This is a genomic window from Cupriavidus sp. D384, from assembly GCF_001652915.1.
In the GTDB taxonomy this organism is placed as follows: Bacteria; Pseudomonadota; Gammaproteobacteria; order Burkholderiales; family Burkholderiaceae; genus Cupriavidus.
In genome coordinates this window covers 1-13,688 of record NZ_BBQI01000015.1, presented here as the reverse complement: position 1 = coordinate 13,688, position 13,688 = coordinate 1, and the positions used below count along the sequence as shown (strand labels likewise).

General features: G+C 66.3%; 11 protein-coding genes. 5 read left to right on the top strand and 6 right to left on the bottom strand.

The features are described from left to right. Window positions 1-3: 3 nt before the first annotated feature. Window positions 4-1,191, top strand: coding sequence for a PLP-dependent aminotransferase family protein (locus A9J21_RS07045; RefSeq protein ID WP_066733284.1), 1,188 nt, complete (start codon window positions 4-6; stop codon window positions 1,189-1,191). Window positions 1,192-1,229: 38 nt separating this feature from the next. Then, window positions 1,230-1,874, top strand: coding sequence for a glutathione S-transferase family protein (locus A9J21_RS07040; RefSeq protein WP_066733353.1), 645 nt, complete (start codon window positions 1,230-1,232; stop codon window positions 1,872-1,874). 30 nt (window positions 1,875-1,904) lie between these two features. Here the strand turns inward: A9J21_RS07040 and A9J21_RS07035 are convergent, their stop codons facing one another. The 5 genes from A9J21_RS07035 to A9J21_RS07015 all read right to left on the bottom strand — a co-directional run bounded on the left by A9J21_RS07035 (window position 1,905) and on the right by A9J21_RS07015 (window position 8,504). Then, window positions 1,905-2,435 (bottom strand): chromate transporter, encoded by a 531-nt coding sequence (locus tag A9J21_RS07035; RefSeq protein ID WP_066733351.1) that lies wholly within the window; start codon window positions 2,433-2,435, stop codon window positions 1,905-1,907. Continuing rightward, window positions 2,435-3,013 carry a chromate transporter gene (locus A9J21_RS07030; protein WP_066733282.1) on the bottom strand — a complete coding sequence of 193 codons (579 nt, stop codon included), beginning with the start codon at window positions 3,011-3,013 and terminating at the stop codon, window positions 2,435-2,437. Before A9J21_RS07030 ends, A9J21_RS07035 begins: the two co-directional genes overlap by 1 nt. A 198-nt stretch (window positions 3,014-3,211) precedes the next feature. Beyond that, window positions 3,212-5,542 carry a DNA topoisomerase IV subunit A gene (parC, locus tag A9J21_RS07025; RefSeq protein WP_066733278.1) on the bottom strand — a complete coding sequence of 777 codons (2,331 nt, stop codon included), beginning with the start codon at window positions 5,540-5,542 and terminating at the stop codon, window positions 3,212-3,214. A 132-nt stretch (window positions 5,543-5,674) separates the two neighbouring features. Next, a complete protein-coding gene (locus A9J21_RS07020) occupies window positions 5,675-6,484 on the bottom strand; it encodes a lytic transglycosylase domain-containing protein (protein WP_082926285.1) in 810 nt (269 codons plus the stop codon). Between the two features lie 25 nt (window positions 6,485-6,509). Continuing rightward, window positions 6,510-8,504, bottom strand: coding sequence for a DNA topoisomerase IV subunit B (locus tag A9J21_RS07015; RefSeq protein ID WP_066733348.1), 1,995 nt, complete (start codon window positions 8,502-8,504; stop codon window positions 6,510-6,512). A 271-nt stretch (window positions 8,505-8,775) separates the two neighbouring features. Between A9J21_RS07015 and A9J21_RS07010 the strand changes: the two genes are divergently transcribed. After that, complete coding sequence (locus A9J21_RS07010; RefSeq protein ID WP_066733277.1) at window positions 8,776-9,987, top strand: MFS transporter; 1,212 nt, start codon at window positions 8,776-8,778, stop codon at window positions 9,985-9,987. A gap of 1 nt (window position 9,988) precedes the next feature. After that, window positions 9,989-10,114 (top strand): hypothetical protein, encoded by a 126-nt coding sequence (locus A9J21_RS32485; RefSeq protein WP_255366006.1) that lies wholly within the window; start codon window positions 9,989-9,991, stop codon window positions 10,112-10,114. Between the two features lie 85 nt (window positions 10,115-10,199). Here A9J21_RS32485 and A9J21_RS07005 read toward each other — a convergent pair whose 3' ends face one another. Next, the gene (locus A9J21_RS07005) at window positions 10,200-12,122 is read right to left on the bottom strand and encodes an ATP-binding cassette domain-containing protein (RefSeq protein WP_066733275.1); all 1,923 of its coding nucleotides are present in this window, start codon (window positions 12,120-12,122) and stop codon (window positions 10,200-10,202) included. Between the two features lie 591 nt (window positions 12,123-12,713). Between A9J21_RS07005 and A9J21_RS07000 the strand changes: the two genes are divergently transcribed. Then, window positions 12,714-13,649: an amino acid ABC transporter substrate-binding protein gene (locus A9J21_RS07000; protein WP_066733271.1), complete on the top strand. Its 936-nt coding sequence runs from the start codon at window positions 12,714-12,716 to the stop codon at window positions 13,647-13,649. Window positions 13,650-13,688 lie beyond the last annotated feature (39 nt).

The window sequence follows — 13,688 nt, the reverse complement described above, 5'->3', positions numbered from 1 at the left end:
ATCATGAAATGGGCCATCTCCCGCCGGGCGCAGCAACTGACCAGCTCGGCCATCCGCGAAATCCTGAAAGTCACCGAGCGTCCGGAAGTCATTTCCTTCGCCGGCGGCCTGCCCTCCCCGGCGTCGTTCCCGGTAGCGGCCATGGAAGCGGCTGTGGCCCGTGTATTCGCGGATAACCCCCAGGGCGCGCTGCAGTACGCCGCCACCGAAGGTTATCTGCCGCTGCGCGAATTCGTGGCAAAGCGCTACAACGTGGGCGTGGAGCGTGTGCTGATCACCACCGGTTCGCAGCAGGCGCTGGACCTGATTGCCAAGATCATGATCGACCCGGGCAGCCCGGTGCTGGTGGAAACGCCGAGCTACCTGGGCGCGCTGCAGGCGTTCTCGCTGTTCGAGCCGGAATTCGTGTCGATCCCGTCCGATGAAAACGGCCTGATCCCCGAGGCGCTGACGGCCGAACTGACCGCCAACGCGCGCTTCCTGTACGCGCTGCCGAACTTCCAGAACCCCACGGGCCGCCGCCTGCCGCTGGAGCGCCGCCAGGCGCTGGTCAAGCGTGCGCAGGAACTGGGCATCCTGCTGGTGGAAGACGATCCGTACGGCGAGCTGAGCTATACCGGCAGCACGCTGCCGACGCTGCTGTCGATGAACCCGGACGGCGTGATCTACATGGGCTCGTTCTCGAAGATCCTGGCGCCCGGCATGCGCCTGGGCTTTGTGATCGCCCCGCCCGAACTGCATTTCAAGCTGTGCCAGGCCAAGCAGGCATCGGACCTGCACACGCCCACCTTCACGCAGCGCATTGCCTACGAGACGGTCAAGGACGGCCTGCTGGAGACCCACATCCCGACCATCCGCGAACTCTACGGCAAGCAGTGCGCCTACATGCTGGACGCCCTCAAGCGCCACATGCCGGCCGGCGTGACCTGGAACGCGCCCGAAGGCGGCATGTTCATCTGGGTGGAACTGCCGGAAGGCCTGAACAGCATGACGATCCTCGAAGAAGCGGTGCGCCGCAACGTGGCCTACGTGCCCGGCGCGCCGTTCTATGCCGGCAACCCGCGCATGAACACGCTGCGCCTGGCCTTTGTGACGGTGCCGCAGGAACGCATCGAACAGGGCGTGTCGATCCTGGGCGAGCTGTTCCGCGAAGCCATCGCCAAGGCCGACCCGCAACCGCGCGCAGCCTGAGGAAGACCGCCGACATGGATCTGGAAGAGCCGCAAACCATGCTGCGTATCTGGGGCCGCCTGTCGTCGATCAACGTGCAGAAGGTGGTCTGGTGCGCGCGCGAGCTGCACCTTGACCACGAACGCATCGACATCGGCAACCACAAGGGCGAACTCGACGCCGAGGCCTATGTGCGCCTGAATCCGAACCGGCTGATCCCGGTGATCGAGGATTTCCGCGACACCGACGTGGCCGGCGAGCCGTTCGTGCTGTGGGAGTCGAATGCGATCGTGCGCTACCTGTGCGCGCGCTATGGCGAAGACACGCTGTGGCCGTCGGACGTCAAGGCACGCGCATCGGCCGACCGCTGGATGGACTGGCAGACCACCACCTTCAGCCCGGCCATGGTGCAGGCCTTCCTGCAGATGGTCCGCACGCCCGAAGACCAGCGCGACCAGGCCGTGATCGACAAGTCGTGCGAGCGCACCGAGCCGCTGGCGAAGATGCTGGACGCCGCGCTGGCCGACCGCGAATTCATCGGCGGCGACCGCTTCACGATGGCCGATATCTCGCTGGCCTGTGCCGCGCATCGCTGGATGGGCACGCCCGTCCCGCACGCGCCCCGGCCCAACCTGGAGCGCTGGCTGGCGGCCATGCGCGCCCGGCCGGCGGCCCTGAGCATCCTGGTGCTGCCGCTGAAGTAATCTTCGCCGTACCGTGGACCCTGGGGCTGGCTACACCAGCCCCAGCAACCCTGCCCCCGCACCGAGGGCCACCAGCAGCAGCGGGTGGATCTTCGTCTTCAGCATCAACCCCACCGTCAGCAGCGTCACCGCCACGGCCGTCCAGGTATGGTCTACGCTGGTGGCAAGCACCCATCCCGTCGACAGCAGCAGGCCAATGGTCAGCGCCGACAGGCCGCGCTTGATCAGCCCCGGCCAGACCGCGTGCGGCGAGCGCCCGGCAAAGTACTCGAAGCCCAGCGCAATCACGCTGGACGGGCCGCAGATGCCAAGCATCGACGCAAACGCACCGGCGGCGCCGGCCACCTGCCAGCCAAACAGTGCCACGAACAGGATATTCGGCCCCGGCGACGCCTGCGAGATGGCATAGAGCGCGGCAAACTGCTCGTCGGTCATCCAGTGGTTGGCTTCCACCAGATACCGGTGCATGTCGGGAATGACCGTGCCGCCACCGCCCACGGCCAGCAGCGACAACATGCCGAAGTGGCCCAGCAGGTCGCGCAGGATTTCGGGCGACGCCATCATGCCCCCTTGCGCATGGCGCGGTATTCCAGCACCAGCGCCACGGGCACCAGCACGGCCATGACCGGCAGCAGCGGCCAGCGCAGCCAGCCGATGGCCAGGAACGCCGCCAGGCCCACCACCAGCGCGCGCACCGAACGCGGCTGGCTTTGCGCCAGCTTCACGCCCGTCGACAGCACCAGCCCGGCGGCCACGGCCGTCATGCCGGACAGCATCTGCCGCACCTGCGGCACGTCCTGGTAGCGCAGGTACAAACCCATCGCGCACAACACCACCACCATCGGCACGAACACCAGTCCGCTGAACGCCGCCACGGCGCCGCGCAGGCCGGCAAAGCGCAGCCCCAGCATCAGCGCCAGGTTGATGACGTTCGGCCCCGGCAGCACCTGACCCAGGCTTAGTATTTCAACGAAATCACGATCGTCAAGCCAGCGGTTGCGTTCCACCACCGAGCGCCGTACGAACGGCAGCACGCCACCGAAGCCGGACAGGCCCATGCGGGCAAACTCGAAAAACAGGGTGCGGGCGTTGGGAGGCGGGGCGAGCGTCGGCTCGACTAGCAGGGGCGTGGAGGACATGACCGTGACGATGATCGCCTGCCATGCGGAATGGGCAGGGTGCCGACATGGTACGGCAGATACTCGCCGCCGGGCTGGCGCGAGGCATCACGAAATGGCAAGAGGGGGTCGCGGCTGGCGATGGCTCGCTGCCTTCCGCAGGCTGGCGCCCCTCTCCCGCTGCCGGGAAAGAGGCGCAAACCCTCGGGATCTTCGAACTTACTCCGAAACCTTCACCGGTTCCAGCTTCACTTCCTTCAGGCGCGGCTCGATGGCCTTGCCCTTGCGGGCGCGCTTGCCCACGTACGGCAGCAGCGTCTTGCCGGCCAGCTTCTGCGGCGGCAGCTTGCCGCCACGCACGCCGGTGCCCGAGATCATCAGGCCAGGCGCGCCAACCGGCACGGCCTGCTCCAGCGCTTCCTTCGGTTCCAGCTCCATCAGGATCACGCCGCGGCCGCCGGCCGACAGCACCTTGACCTCGTCGAGCCCGACCAGCAGCAGACGCCCATTGGCCGAGAAGCACGCCACGTGCGTGGCTTCCTCGCCCACCGGCTGAGGCTGCAGGATGGTGTCGCCGTCATCGAGCGTGATGAACGCCTTGCCGCCCTTCTGGCGGCTGATCATGTCGCCAACCTTCGTGACAAAGCCATTGCCACCGGCCGTGGCAATCAGCATCCGCTGCTCGGCGCCGCCCGCGAACGTATGGGCGATCTGCGAGCCCGCGGCCAGGTCGATCAGCGTGGTCACCGGCACGCCATCGCCACGGCCACCCGGCAGCCCCGAGACGGCTACCGAATAAACCCGGCCATTGCTGCCGAACGCCAGCATGGTGTCGACGGTACGGCATTCGAACGTGGCATAGAGGGAGTCTCCGGCCTTGAACGTGAACTGCGACGGATCATGGCCATGGCCCTGGCGCGTACGCACCCAGCCCTTGCCCGACATGATCACCGTCACCGGCTCGTCAATCACCTTCACCTCGGCGGCAGCGCGGCTGGCTTCCTGGATCAGCGTGCGGCGCGGGTCCTTGTCTTCCGGGCTGTATTGCTTGGCGTCCTGCTCGATCTCCTTGATGATCTTGCGACGCATCATGGTCTCGGACTTCAGCAGCACGTCCAGCTCGGCCTGCTCGTCTCGCAGTTTCGCCAGTTCCTGTTCGATCTTGATCGCTTCCAGGCGCGCCAGCTGGCGCAGGCGGATTTCCAGGATGTCTTCGGCCTGCCGGTCGCTGAGGCGGAACGCCTCGATCAGCGCAGGCTTGGGATCGTCGCTTTCGCGGATGATGCGGATCACCTCGTCGATGTTCAGCAGCACCAGCATCCGCCCTTCCAGGATATGGATGCGGTCTTCCACCTTGCTCAGCTGGAAGCGCGTGCGGCGCGTGACCGTGGCAAAGCGGAACTCGATCCACTCGCGCAGGATATCCTGCAGGCCCTTCTGACGCGGCCGCCCGTCGGTGCCGATCATCACCAGGTTGATCGGCGCGCCCGATTCCAGGCTGGTATGGGCCAGCAGCGTCTGGATGAATTCCTGCTGGTCGGTGTTCTTGCTCTTGGGCTCGAACACCAGCCGCACCGGGGCGTCCTTGCCCGATTCGTCGCGCACGGCGTCCAGCACGGCCAGCATCGTGGTCTTGAGCTGGGTCTGCTCGGGCGTCAGCGCCTTCTTGCCGGTGCGGATCTTCGGATTGGTGATTTCCTCGATTTCCTCGAGCACCTTCTGCGCCGACGTGCTCGGCGGCAGTTCGGTCACCACCATCTGCCACTGGCCGCGCGCCATTTCCTCGATGGTCCAGCGCGCACGCACCTTCAGGCTGCCGCGGCCGTTCTCGTAGATCTGCGCAATTTCCGAGGCCGGCGAGATGATCTGGCCGCCGCCCGGATAGTCGGGGCCCGGCATGATCGCCAGCAATTCGGCCAGCGAGATGTTCGGGTTGCGGATCATCGCCACGGCCGCGCCGGCCACTTCGCGCAGGTTGTGCGGCGGGATTTCGGTGGCCATGCCCACGGCGATGCCCGAGGCGCCGTTCAGCAGCACGAACGGCAGGCGCGCCGGCAGCAGCTTGGGCTCTTCTTCCGAACCGTCGTAGTTGGGCAGGAAGTCCACCGTGCCCATGTCGATCTCGTCGAGCAGCAGGCGCGAGATCGGGGTCAGGCGGGCTTCGGTGTAGCGCATGGCCGCCGCGCCATCGCCGTCGCGCGAGCCAAAGTTGCCCTGGCCGTCGATCAGCGGATAGCGCAGCGAGAAATCCTGGGCCAGGCGCACCAGGGCGTCATAGGCCGACTGGTCGCCGTGCGGGTGGAATTTACCGAGCACCTCGCCGACCACGCGGGCCGACTTCACGGGCTTGGCGTCGGCGCGCAGCCCCATCGCCTGCATCGCATAGAGAATGCGGCGCTGCACGGGCTTCTGGCCGTCCGCCACTTCGGGCAGGGCACGCCCCTTGACCACGCTCACGGCGTAATCCAGGTAGGCGCGCTCGGCGTACCGCGCGAGCGTCAGCGAATCGGCCGGCTCTTCGGGCTGAAACGTAGTATCTGCTTGATCCATGGTTGGCAAGGGTTCGGCATGCCGGGCGCGGGCGCGCCGGACATCCCGCTTGTTTTGCGGTCAGCGTGGGATTCTAAAGGAAGTGGATGACGATGCCGCCGGAAATAGCGCCCGAAATCCAGTCAGGCCCCATCAGGGCATTGGCCGGCGCCCGCCACCGATCACCATGCGCACGCGGTCTGCCGCCACGCCGGTACGGATCACGCCGCCCGCCGCCGGCTGGTACAGGCGGTAGAACTCCAGCACGGTGCTCACGTACTGGCGGGTCTCGGGGTAAGGCGGGATCTGGTTGTTGTAGCGCTGCACCGCGCCTTCGCCGGCGTTGTACGCGGCCAGCACCAGCTCCAGGTTGTTCGGGAACAGTTCCATCAGGAAGCGCAGGTAACGCACGCCAGCCGAGATGTTCAGCTTCGGGTCGGCCAGCTTCTGCTCCACCGTGCGGCGCTTGTCGGCCGCAATGCCAAAGCGCGCGCCGGTATCGGGAATGACCTGCATCAGCCCGATGGCGCCCTTGGGCGACACGGCCGACGCGTTGAAGCCGCTTTCCACGGCCATCACCGCCTTGACCAGCGCCGGGTCCACGTTCTGGGCCTCGGCCACCTGCGCGATGATCGGGTCGACCGTGCGCAGGTTCGGGTGGTTCAGCAGGTACTGGAACAGCTTGTCGCGCGACGGGCTGGTCTTGTCCGGCAGCGTGATGACGCCGCGGTGCCCAAGGTTGCCCGAATCGAACTGGCCGCCGTCCTTCATGAACAGCTTGTAGCGGCTGTCGAGCCTGGTATCGGCGAAGTGGGCCACGCCCTCGCCGTCGATATAACCCCAGAGTTCCGCATGGGCAGGCGCGGCGATGCCGAACGCGCCGAGCACGGCCAGCGTGCAGGCCAGGCGCCTTGCCTGTGCCTTGATCCGCCTGTTCCGCTGTTGCCCTGCTCGTTCCTGCATCGTCGTTCCTCCAGATTTGGCGCCGTCAGATATCGGCTACCACCTCGTTACCCTTTTCTTCGAGCCAGGTCCGGCGCTGTGACGCCTCGCCCTTGCCCATCAGCATGTTCATCATGGTGACGGTCTGCAGCAGGTCGAACTCGCCCAGCGCCACCGGCAGCAGGCGGCGGGTGTCCGGGTTCATCGTCGTTTCCCAGAGCTGTTCGGCGTTCATTTCGCCCAGGCCCTTGAAGCGCGAGATCTGCCAGGCGCCGTCCTTGACGCCATCCTTGAGCAGCTTGTCCTGGATGGCTTCGAGTTCGCCTTCGTCCAGCGCGTAGAGCTTCTGCGCGGGCCGCTTGCCGCGTGCCGGTGCATCGACGCGGAACAGCGGCGGGCGCGCCACGCAGACATGGCCCAGGTCGATCAGCTTCGGGAAGTGGCGGAAGAACAGTGTCAGCAGCAGCACCTGGATGTGCGCGCCGTCCACGTCCGCATCGGACAGGATGCAGATCTTGCCGTAGCGCAGGTTCGACAGGTCGGGCTCGTCCTCGGGACCATGCGGGTCCACGCCGATGGCCACGGCGATGTCGTGCACCTCGTTGTTCGCGAACAGGCGGTCACGCTCGGTTTCCCAGGTGTTGAGCACCTTGCCGCGCAGCGGCAGGATGGCCTGGAATTCCTTGTCGCGCCCCATCTTGGCCGAACCGCCCGCCGAGTCGCCCTCCACCAGGAAGATCTCGTTGCGCGTGACATCGGTCGATTCGCAGTCGGTCAGCTTGCCGGGCAGCACGGCCACGCCGGAGCCCTTCTTCTTTTCCACCTTCTGCGCGGCGCGCGTGCGGGCCTGGGCCTGGCGGATCACCAGTTCGGCCAGCTTCTTGCCGTAGTCGACATGGTGATTCAGCCAGAGCTCCAGCGCCGGACGGCTGAACGTGGACACCAGGCGTACGGCGTCGCGGCTGTTCAGGCGTTCCTTGATCTGGCCCTGGAACTGCGGGTCGAGCACCTTGGCCGACAGCACGAACGAGGCCCTTGCGAACACGTCCTCGCTCATCAGCTTGACGCCCTTGGGCTGCAGCGAGTGCATCTCGATAAAGCTCTTCACGGCCAGGAACAGGCCTTCGCGCAGGCCCGACTCATGCGTGCCGCCGGCTGGCGTGGGAATCAGGTTCACGTACGACTCGCGCACCGGCGCGCCGTCCTCGGTCCAGGCCACCACCCACGAGGCGCCCTCGCCTTCGGCAAACCCTTCCTCGCCGGCGACCTTGTCCGGATCGGCAAAATGCTCGCCCTCGAACATCGGGATCACCAGCTCCGCGCCGCTGCCCTGGGCCAGCGCTTCCACCAGATAGCCCTTCAGGCCCTGCTCGTATTGCCAGACGGTCTGCTCGCCGGTCTTTTCCAGCACCAGCGTGACCTTCACGCCGGGCAGCAGCACGGCCTTGGAGCGCAGCAGGCGCTGCAATTCGGCCATCGGAATGGCGGCCGAGTCGAAATACCTGGCGTCCGGCCACACCTGGACGCGCGTGCCGTTCTTCTTTTCGCCGCGCTCGATCTTGCGCGATGCCAGCGCCCGGGTGACTTCGCCACCATGCTCGAAGGTCAGCGTGGACTGCGAGCCATCGCGCCAGACCGTCACGTCCAGGCGCGTAGCCAGCGCGTTGGTCACCGACACGCCCACGCCGTGCAGGCCGCCCGAGAACGCGTAGGCGCCGCCCTTGCCCTTGTCGAACTTGCCGCCTGCGTGCAGGCGCGTGAAGACGATCTCCACCACTGGCACGCCTTCTTCCGGGTGAATGCCCACTGGAATGCCGCGGCCGTCGTCCTCCACGCTGATGCTGCCGTCCTTGTGGAGCGTGACCAGGATCTCGGTGCCGTGGCCGCCCAGCGCCTCGTCCGAGGCGTTGTCGATCACCTCCTGCACGATGTGCAGGGGGTTGTCGGTACGGGTGTACATGCCGGGGCGTTGCTTGACCGGTTCCAGGCCCTTCAGGACCCGGATGGAAGATTCGCTGTACTGACTGGTTTTGCTCGCCATGGAGTCGATACGGATATTGGTCTTGCCGGCCGTCGGCGGCCGGGATGCGCTGCATTGTAATGGATGGCCGTGGCAGCCATCCTTTTTGAAAAGCCCCGGAAATTCGTAGTCCGGCACAAATCCGGGGCCCGGCTTAAACTAGGCGCCGACTACGAGGGCGCCCCCCGGCACCACCCCATCGCCAGCCAGCCGCCAGCCCGTCGCCAGCGGCACGCCGGGATCACGCCACGAGAAAAACGAACAAAACAATAGAGACAATACCGAGTCCGACATGACCGATCGCAAACTATCCCTGACCACCGTGCTCGTGTGCGGCGGCCTGCTCGTCACCCTTTCCATGGGCATCCGGCATGGCTTTGGCCTGTTCAACCTGCCCATCACGCAGACGCACGGCTGGAACCGCGAGACCTTCGCCTTTGCGCTGGCGCTGCAGAACCTGATGTGGGGCGCCAGCCAGCCCATTACGGGCGCGCTGGCCGACAAGTTCGGCGCAATGCGCATCATGATCGTCGGCGTGGCGCTGTATGTGGCGGGCCTGATCGTGATGGCGATGGCTACCAGCGGCACGGCGTTCGCCACCGGCGCCGGCGTGCTGATCGGCATTGCCCAGTCCGGCACCACATACAGTGTGGTCTACGGGGTGATTGGCCGCGTGGCCAGCGCCGAAAAGCGTGTCTGGGCCATGGGCATTGCCGCCGCGGCCGGGTCGTTCGGCCAGTTCCTGATGATTCCGGTGGAGCAAACGCTGATTTCCACCACCGGCTGGCAGAACGCGCTGTTTATCCTGGCCTTCCTGGCGTGCTTCATGCTGCCGCTGGCCCTGACGCTGCGCGAGCCCAGGATGGCCGCCAGCACCGGCGGCCACCAGCAGACCATTGGCGAAGCCACGCGCGAGGCCTTCGGCAACCGCAACTTCCAGTTGCTGACGCTGGGTTACTTCGTGTGCGGCTTCCAGGTGGTGTTCATTGGCGTGCACCTGGCGCCGTACCTGAAGGACCGCGGCCTGGTCGACGTGAAGATCGCCACGGTGGCGCTGGCGCTGATCGGCCTGTTCAACGTATTCGGCACCTACACGGCCGGCGCGATGGGACAGCGCATGCCGAAGCGCTACCTGCTGTCGTCGATCTATATCGCCCGGTCGGTGGTGATCGCCGGCTACCTGATGCTGCCGCTGACGGCCTGGAGCACCTGGGTCTTTGCCGCGCTGATGGGCTTTCTGTGGCTGTCCACGGTGCCGCTGACCAACGGCATCATCGCGCAGGTGTTCGGCGTGAAGTACCTGTCGATGTTGTCCGGCGTGGTGTTCTTCTCGCACCAGATCGGCAGCTTCCTGGGCGCGTGGCTGGGCGGCTACCTGTTTGACCGCACTGGCAGCTACAACACGGTATGGCTGCTGGCGATGGCGCTGGGCGTGCTGGCTGCGCTGGTGAACCTGCCGATCCGGGAGCAGGCGCTGGTGCGCCCGCAACCTGTGGGCGTCTGAGATGAGCTGGGCGCGTGGTGCCGGCTATCTGGCCCTGGCGGTGGTGCTGACGCTGGGGTTCCTGGCCTACCTGCGCCCGGCATTCATGGTCGACCTGACCAATATGGTGCTGGCGTGGTGCGGGTGAGGCGGGTGAGGCGGCCCGGCTGCTGACTTGCGTCTCCCCCGGCCCCGTTGCCATTTCATGGGCGGGGGAGACAACAAGGCTTACTTCAGGCGCCCTCGCCCCTGGTTTTCTTCTCCAGCACTTCCCAGCGCTCCAGCGCCTCCAGCAGTTCCATCTCGATGTCGTCGTGGCGGGTGGCAAGTTCGGCAGCGCGCGCCGGATCGGTGGCGTAGAGCGAGCCATCCTCAAGCTGGGCGCCGATGGTCTTCTGCTCGGCCTCCAGGCCAGACATCCGTTCCGGCAATCCATCCAGCTCGCGCTGTTCCTTGTACGACAGCTTGACCGTGCGGTTGGCACCCCGCGCCTCGCGCGTGCTGGCCTTGGGCGCCTCGGCCGCCTTCGGCTCGGCCTTTGCCGCCTGCAGCGCCTGTGCGCGTGCCGACTGCTGCTCCCAGTCGAAGTAACCGCCCACCGACTCGCGCCACTGGCCGTCGCCCTCGGCGGCAATCGTCGACGTCACCACGTTGTCCAGGAACGCACGGTCGTGCGATACCAGGAACACCGTGCCGCTGTAGTCCTGCAGCAGTTCTTCCAGCAGTTCCAGGGTGTCGATGTCGAGGTCGTTGGTGGGTTCGTCCAGCACCAGCACATTGGCCGGGCGCGCAAACAGGCGCGCCAGCAGCAGGCGGTTGCGCTCGCCGCCGGATAGCGACTTGACCGGCGACCGCGCGCGCTCCGGCGCGAACAGGAAGTCGCCCAGGTAGCTCATCACGTGCTTGCGCTGGCCGTTGACTTCCACCCAGTCGCTGCCGGGGCTGATGGTGTCGGCCAGCGACTTTTCCAGGTCCAGCGCCGAACGCATCTGGTCGAAGTACGCCACCTGCAGGTTGCTGCCGTTGCGCACCGTGCCGGCGTCGGGCGCCAGATCGCCCAGGATCAGCCGCAGCAGCGTGGTCTTGCCGGCGCCGTTCGGGCCGATCAGGCCCACCTTGTCGCCACGCATGATGGTGGCCGTGAAGTCGCGCACCACCGGCTTGTTGCCGTACGACTTGGATACGTCGACCAGTTCCGCCACGATCTTGCCCGAGCGGTCGCCCTGCGACACTTCCAGCTTGACGTTGCCCTGCACCTCGCGGCGCTGGGCGCGTTCGGTGCGCATGTCCACCAGCCGCTGCACCCGCGCCACGCTGCGCGTGCGGCGTGCTTCCACGCCCTTGCGGATCCAGACTTCTTCCTGCGCCAGCAGCTTGTCGAACTTGGCCTGCTCCACCGCCTCGTTGGCCAGCAGTTCGGCCTTGCGCACCTGGTAGGCGGCAAAGTTGCCCGGGAACGACAGCAGCTTGCCCCGGTCGAGTTCGACGATGCGCGTGGCTACGCGATCCAGGAAGGCGCGGTCATGGGTAATCAGCAGCACGCTGCCGCGGAAGCCCAGCAACAGGTCTTCGAGCCAGCGGATGGCTTCCACGTCGAGGTGGTTGGTCGGCTCGTCCAGCAGCAGGATGTCGGGCTCCGCGACCAGGCCCTGCGCCAGCGCCACGCGCTTTTGCAGACCGCCGGACAGCGCATCCACGCGCACATGCGGGTCCAGCCCCAGCCGGGCCAGCGTGGTTTCCACGCGGGTGCGCAGCTGCCACGCATCGGCGGCGTCGAGTTCGGCCTGCACGCGGTGCAGTTCGGCCAGCGTGGCCTCGTCGTGATGGGATTCCAGCTTCAGCAGCGCGGCGTCGTAGCGCAGCAGCAGGTCGTGGGCGGCGCCCATGCCCTGGCTGACGGCATCGAACACGGTCAGACCGGGCTCGAACTGTGGCTCTTGCGCAACATAGGCCGACGTCACGCCGCTCTGGCGCGCGATCAGGCCGTCGTCGGGCGCGGAGGAACCCGCCACGATCCGCAGCAGTGACGACTTGCCCGTGCCGTTGCGGCCGATCAGGCCAACGCGTTCGCCGGCTTCGAGCGAGAAATCGGTATGGTCGAGCAGCGCCACGTGGCCAAAGGCCAACTGGGCATCGGTAATGGAAAACAGGGCCATGATTGCGAGGAAGGGTAAGCGGCGCCCGACCCCCAGGGTCTGGCGCAAAGGCAGGCCCGAATTGTAGACGACGCGGGCGCCCCGCCGCTGCCACCCGACCCCCGGCGGGCCTGCAGGGCCGGAACGGCCAGCAAGGAAGCGGCCTGGAGAAGCAGCCGGCCAAGCCGCCGCAAGGCAGTACCGCCACGTTCGCCCGCCCGGAAAACGGCCCGTAAAAAGAAAAGGCCCGTTCGCCTGAACGGGCCCCAAGAGTCTCTCCTCGGTGCCCTGCTCGCAAGGCACGACTGAAGCATAGCCAGCGGCGCGATACACCAGAAGTCGGACAAATCCGTAAGGGAAACTCCTCGTCAACCTGCCCCCGCCCGGAGCGTTGCGTCCCAGGAACGTTGAACGTGCGCACTAGCGGTGGCTGTTGTGCCGAGATGGTCGCCCGTGGAACAATCGGGAGCATCGGAATTCTCCGAAATTCCTGAAAAGCACAACGACAGCAGTACCCAGTAGCAGCAGTCATAGAGCCGGAACCATCCGGCCAGCGGTGGCGCAAGACGCCGCCAGAGTTGTTCCCAGAAAAATTTTCGACGGGTGTCATTCATGACCAATTCGGGCCTGCCGCGCCGTGCCTCGCTTCGAGGCATGGCGCCTGTCGTACTTTCCCTAGCCGCATTGCTCTGCCTGCCTGCCGCACCGGCGGCACAGGCGGCCATGCCAAATTCCGTGGTGCTGCGCATCCAGCAGACCGGGGCCATCCGCATTGCCCACCGCGAAAGCTCGGTACCCTTCTCGTTCGTGGCAGACGGCAAGCCGATGGGCTACGCCGTGGACCTGTGCCTGAAGGTTGCCGATGCCGTGCGCACGCAGCTCAAGCTGCCGCAGTTGCGCGTGGAATGGGTGCCGGTGACGCCGGCCTCGCGAATCCCGGCCATCGTCGAGGGCAAGGCCGACCTGGAATGCGGGTCGACCACCAACAACCGCGAGCGCCGCGACCAGGTGGCTTTCACCATTCCGCACTACATCGCCGGCAGCCGCATGCTGGTGAAGTCGGACTCGGGCATCCGCAAATGGGGTGACCTGCGCGGCAAGACCGTGGTGTCCACCACCAAGACCACGCCGCTGGAAATGATCCGCAAGATGGACGAGTCGGGTGCCATGGGCTGGAAGGTGGTAGAGGCCAAGGACCACGCCGAGGCCTTTGCCATGGTCGAAGCGGGCAAGGCGGACGCCTTCGTGATGGACGACGTGCTGCTGTTCGGCCTGCGCGCGAACGCGAAAAACCCGGCATCGCTGGCCGTGACCGGCGACCTGCTGACGATCGAGCCGTACGCGGTCATGCTGTCGAAGCATGACGCCGAGTTCAAGAAGATCGTGGACAAGGCCATGGTCGCGTCGATCTACGACCAGGAAACCCAGAAGCTGTACCGCAAGTGGTTCCTGCAGCCGATCCCGCCGAACGGCATCACGCTGGACATTCCGATGAGCTACCTGCTGCGCGACTCGTTCAAGTTCCCGAGCGACAAGGTGGCCGACTGACGGGGTCAGCCCTGCCACCCGGGTTGCTCCCCTCTCCCA

Coding starts and splice junctions, on each gene's coding strand:
- A9J21_RS07015 (WP_066733348.1), bottom strand. CDS start 8,504: ATGGCGAGCAAAACCAGTCAGTACAGCGAATCTTCCATCCGGGTCCTG.
- A9J21_RS07030 (WP_066733282.1), bottom strand. CDS start 3,013: ATGTCCTCCACGCCCCTGCTAGTCGAGCCGACGCTCGCCCCGCCTCCC.
- A9J21_RS07005 (WP_066733275.1), bottom strand. CDS start 12,122: ATGGCCCTGTTTTCCATTACCGATGCCCAGTTGGCCTTTGGCCACGTG.
- A9J21_RS07035 (WP_066733351.1), bottom strand. CDS start 2,435: ATGGCGTCGCCCGAAATCCTGCGCGACCTGCTGGGCCACTTCGGCATG.
- A9J21_RS07000 (WP_066733271.1), top strand. CDS start 12,714: ATGACCAATTCGGGCCTGCCGCGCCGTGCCTCGCTTCGAGGCATGGCG.
- A9J21_RS07020 (WP_082926285.1), bottom strand. CDS start 6,484: ATGCAGGAACGAGCAGGGCAACAGCGGAACAGGCGGATCAAGGCACAG.
- parC (WP_066733278.1), bottom strand. CDS start 5,542: ATGGATCAAGCAGATACTACGTTTCAGCCCGAAGAGCCGGCCGATTCG.
- A9J21_RS07040 (WP_066733353.1), top strand. CDS start 1,230: ATGCTGCGTATCTGGGGCCGCCTGTCGTCGATCAACGTGCAGAAGGTG.
- A9J21_RS07010 (WP_066733277.1), top strand. CDS start 8,776: ATGACCGATCGCAAACTATCCCTGACCACCGTGCTCGTGTGCGGCGGC.
- A9J21_RS07045 (WP_066733284.1), top strand. CDS start 4: ATGAAATGGGCCATCTCCCGCCGGGCGCAGCAACTGACCAGCTCGGCC.
- A9J21_RS32485 (WP_255366006.1), top strand. CDS start 9,989: ATGAGCTGGGCGCGTGGTGCCGGCTATCTGGCCCTGGCGGTGGTGCTG.